Origin of the sequence: Albidovulum sp. (genome assembly GCF_049646345.1) — a bacterium.
In the GTDB taxonomy this organism is placed as follows: Bacteria; Pseudomonadota; Alphaproteobacteria; order Rhodobacterales; family Rhodobacteraceae; genus Albidovulum.
Genome location: NZ_JBARVQ010000813.1, coordinates 1 through 3,692, shown reverse-complemented (window position 1 = coordinate 3,692; position 3,692 = coordinate 1). Strand labels below are relative to the sequence as shown.

Below are 3,692 nucleotides of genomic sequence, written 5' to 3'. Positions count from 1 at the left end.
GGCAAGGGGCGGGCCATCGACATCTCGGCCATCCTGCTGGCCAATGGAACGCGTGTCACGGTGCTGAAGGGATGGGGTTCGAAGAGCTACGGCAAGCCGCTGGCCCGGATGCGCAAGGCGGCTTGTGGCCCGTTCAATACGGTGCTGGGGCCGGGATCGGACCGTCATCATAGCGACCACTTTCATCTGGATACGGCACGCGGGCGCGGGCCCTATTGCCGCTAATCGCGGCGCGGGTATCTCCTGCGGCGCCCCCCACCCCCATCCCCTCCCCACGGAGGGGGAGGGGAGGCGCTTGTCACAAGCGTGGGGCTGGACCGAGGGGGATCGGGCCAAGGCTCATCCGGCCATCGGCAAAGACGAGGGGCAGCGTCAGCTCCTGACCGCCACTGAGCAGCGCGAGCCCGTTCAGGGCCTTTTCCACCGTCGGCGCGGTTTCGGGCTGGATCAGGCCGAGTGCTGTCACAAGCGGCAATGCCGCGCGCCAGTCGCGGATGGTGAGGTCGAGCCGACCTTCGGGCTGGCCCGTGGCAGTAATCCCGATCTGGCCCGAGGCCCCCAGCCGCACCGTTCCCCAGCTCAGTTCCGCCGAACGGATATCAGCGCCGGTTAGCCGCACCGGCTCGGCCGGGACGTGACGGTTCAGCGGATGATCAAGCTCAAGCATGGCATCAAGCCGCAGGTGACCGCCACCGGTCGGCAATCCGGCTTTCGTCAGCAGATCCGCCGGGGTTCCTGACAGGGCCAGATCGAAGATTTCCGCGCCAATTTCCTGTTCGGTCGCCGTTGCACCTTCGCGGGTGGCGAACCGCGCCTCGCGCGCGGCAGCCCCCCAGCCGCGATCGGATGTCAGGGCTAGGCCAGTCCCGACCGACTGCGCGCGTCTCAGCGGCAGGTCGGGGTCGATCCCGAAGACCGCGCTGGCGCGCAGGTCGTCGGATTTGATGGTGATGTTTTCCTGGCCCAGACGCACGCTCTGGTCGCCGGGCAGAACCGCGATGATATGATGCGGCCGATATGACAGGGCATGGACCTGAACCGAGGGCGCCGACCAGCGCACGGAACCATCCGCACTGACAAGTTCGGGCCGCTCCATGTTCAGGTCGAACCGCGACGGGAACCCTTCCAGCGTCACCGCGCCGTAATCGGCCAGCCCCGCCGCGCGCAGATCGGCCAGCGCCGCCTCGGTCCCTTCCAGCACGGCGCGCGAACTCACGGCCCAGTAGCCGCCATAAAAGATCGCGAATACCGCTGTCAGCCAGATTACCGCGCGCATTGGTCTTTTCTCCCGCAGGTCGATGCTGTTTACAGGGGGCATACGGCAAGAACCAGTGGGGCGCGGTGATGAATTCTATGTGGGTCTTCGGCTATGGTTCGCTGATGTGGGAGCCGGGTTTCGCCTTTTCCGACCGGGTTCTGGCGCGGCTTGACGGCTGGCACCGGTCATTTTGCATGCGTTCGATCCACCATCGCGGCACGAGCGAGACGCCCGGACTGGTTCTGGCGCTCGACGCGCTCGACGGGGCCGCGTGCAACGGCGTCGCCTATTCCGTCAGTGCCGAGAACAGTGCCGCCACGCTTGCTTATCTGCGCGAGCGTGAGCTGATTTCCTCGGCCTATCTGGAACGGACCCTGCCCATCGCGCTGACGGATGGCCGGGTTCTGGACGCCGTGACCTATGTCATCGACCCCAATCACGTGCAGTATTGCGGTGGGCTGGCCCTGGAGGAACAGGCGGGCATCATCGCGACGGCGGTGGGGGGGCGCGGCCCGAACACCGAATACTTGTGGAACACCGCCGAGCATCTGCACGAGCTGGGCATCGCCGATCCCGACCTTGACTGGCTTGCCACACGGGTCCGGACATTGATGCCTGCCACTTAATCGCCGCGCTTACGGCTTGTTAGCGGCCCCATCGCCGCCTATTGTCCGGAAAAACGAAGGGACAAGGGTGGCGATCCAGATGGACAAACCCGAGCGAGAGGCCGAGTTGTTCTTTTCCCAGCCGGTGCGTCAGATCGCACTGATGCTGCTTGTCTGCGTGCTTATCGGCGTGGGGGCCTATGTTGCCTATGGGCCGATCTTTTCGATCTTCATTGCCAATCCATGGCTGAACGGGCTGATCCTGGCCGTCTTCTTTCTGGGGGTTCTGACCTGTTTCTGGCAGGTCGGGCAGCTTGTCCGCTCGGTCAGCTGGATCGAAGGCTTTGCGGCCCATCGGACGGGGCATGAGGTTACGATACCGCCAAGCATGCTGGCGCCGCTGGCGGCGCTTCTGCGGTCCCGTGGGCCACGCGGCGGTCACATCTCGTCTGGTTCTGCGCGCTCAATCCAGGATTCCGTCGCGACCCGGATCGATGAGGCGCGCGACATCACGCGGTATCTGACCAGCCTTCTGATTTTCCTTGGTCTGCTCGGCACCTTTTATGGGCTCGCGATCACGGTTCCGGCGGTCGTCGATACGATCCGCGCACTGGCCCCGCAGGAGGGCGAGAGCGGGCTTGAGGTTTTCGATAAGCTCATGGGCGGGCTTGAAAAGCAGCTGGGCGGCATGGGGACGGCATTCTCCTCCTCCCTGCTTGGCCTTGCCGGGTCGCTTGTCGTCGGGCTGCTGGAGCTTTTCGCCGGGCATGGTCAGAACCGCTTTTACCGTGAGCTGGAGGAATGGCTGACCTCATTCACGCGGCTCTCGTTCTCGGGCGGTGATACCGATGGCGGCATCGATCAGGAAACGGTGTCCGGCGTGCTTGACCACATGGCCGATCAGGTCGAGACACTGCAGGAGATCCTGCGCCAGTCCGATGCGGGCCGCAGCGCGGTGAATGACCGGCTTGAGGAGCTGGCGACTTCGGTCGAGGGGCTGACCCGTCAGCTTGAATCCGAAATTGGAACGGTTGGCGTGCTGACCCATATTGCCGAGGGGCAGGAACGCCTGATCCGGATCATCGAAAAGGCGGCAGAAGACGAAGGCGTCGGCACCCCCGCCGCAGCCGGTCGCGGTGAGGCTGAAAGCCGGATGCGGCTGCGGTCCATTGACGTGCAGCTTTTGCGTCTGCTGGAAGAGGTCGCGGCGGGACGGCAGGAAAGCATGGCCGACCTTCGCGGCGATCTGGCCGAGCTGACCCGGGCCGTTCGCGCGCTTGGGCGGACCGACGCCCGGGGGGGCTAGGCCATGGCGCTGAGCAAGGGGCGCGGCGGACAGCGGTTTTCGGGCAATATCTGGCCGGGTTTCGTTGACGCGATGACCGCGCTTCTGATGGTGCTGATGTTCGTGCTGACCATCTTCATGATCGTGCAGTTCACCTTGCGCGAAACCATCGACAATCAGGATGACGAACTGGCGGATCTGGCCGATCAGGTTGCGGGGCTCGCCGACGCTCTGGGTCTGGAACGCGAACGGGCCGCCGCGCTGGAGGGTGAGGTCGCCGGGCTGTCCACCGATCTCGACACCGCGCGGGCCGCGGCTGATCGGCAATCGACTTTGATTGCGACCCTGACGCGGCAGGTCGAAGATCGCGATGTGCAACTCTCTGAGGCTGCGGCACAGATCACCTCGTTCGAGGCGCAGGTGGCCTCGCTCCTGTCCGAACGCGACACGGCGCGCGGTGAGGCCGAGGCCCTGACAACAGAACGGGATGCGCTGGTTTCCGAGCGGGACGCGCTGAACCTTGCCGTGGCCAAGGCGCGGTCCG

Annotated in this window: 4 protein-coding genes and 1 pseudogene; 4 read left to right on the top strand and 1 reads right to left on the bottom strand. The window is 65.1% G+C overall.

The genetic code is table 11. From position 1 onward, the window contains the following. The coding region (locus tag WBB85_RS21345; protein WP_432640588.1) for an extensin family protein at positions 1–225 on the top strand (225 nt) is incomplete at its 5' end. A 73-nt stretch (positions 226–298) separates the two neighbouring features. On the opposite strand, the gene WBB85_RS21340 is transcribed toward WBB85_RS21345, so the two are convergent. Next, complete coding sequence (locus WBB85_RS21340) at positions 299–1,276, bottom strand: DUF2125 domain-containing protein (protein WP_432640587.1); 978 nt, start codon at positions 1,274–1,276, stop codon at positions 299–301. A 77-nt stretch (positions 1,277–1,353) separates the two neighbouring features. On the opposite strand from WBB85_RS21340, the gene WBB85_RS21335 reads away from it, so the two are divergent. The 3 genes and pseudogenes from WBB85_RS21335 to WBB85_RS21325 all read left to right on the top strand — a co-directional run. Then, the gene (locus WBB85_RS21335) at positions 1,354–1,884 is read left to right on the top strand and encodes a gamma-glutamylcyclotransferase (RefSeq protein ID WP_432640589.1); all 531 of its coding nucleotides are present in this window, start codon (positions 1,354–1,356) and stop codon (positions 1,882–1,884) included. Positions 1,885–1,963: 79 nt separating this feature from the next. Beyond that, positions 1,964–3,169 (top strand): biopolymer transporter ExbB, encoded by a 1,206-nt coding sequence (locus WBB85_RS21330; protein WP_432640586.1) that lies wholly within the window; start codon positions 1,964–1,966, stop codon positions 3,167–3,169. Positions 3,170–3,172: 3 nt separating this feature from the next. Continuing rightward, positions 3,173–3,692 (top strand): annotated as a pseudogene (locus tag WBB85_RS21325) (peptidoglycan -binding protein); the annotation flags it as partial.

Coding starts and splice junctions, on each gene's coding strand:
- WBB85_RS21335 (WP_432640589.1), top strand. CDS start 1,354: ATGTGGGTCTTCGGCTATGGTTCGCTGATGTGGGAGCCGGGTTTCGCC.
- WBB85_RS21330 (WP_432640586.1), top strand. CDS start 1,964: ATGGACAAACCCGAGCGAGAGGCCGAGTTGTTCTTTTCCCAGCCGGTG.
- WBB85_RS21340 (WP_432640587.1), bottom strand. CDS start 1,276: ATGCGCGCGGTAATCTGGCTGACAGCGGTATTCGCGATCTTTTATGGC.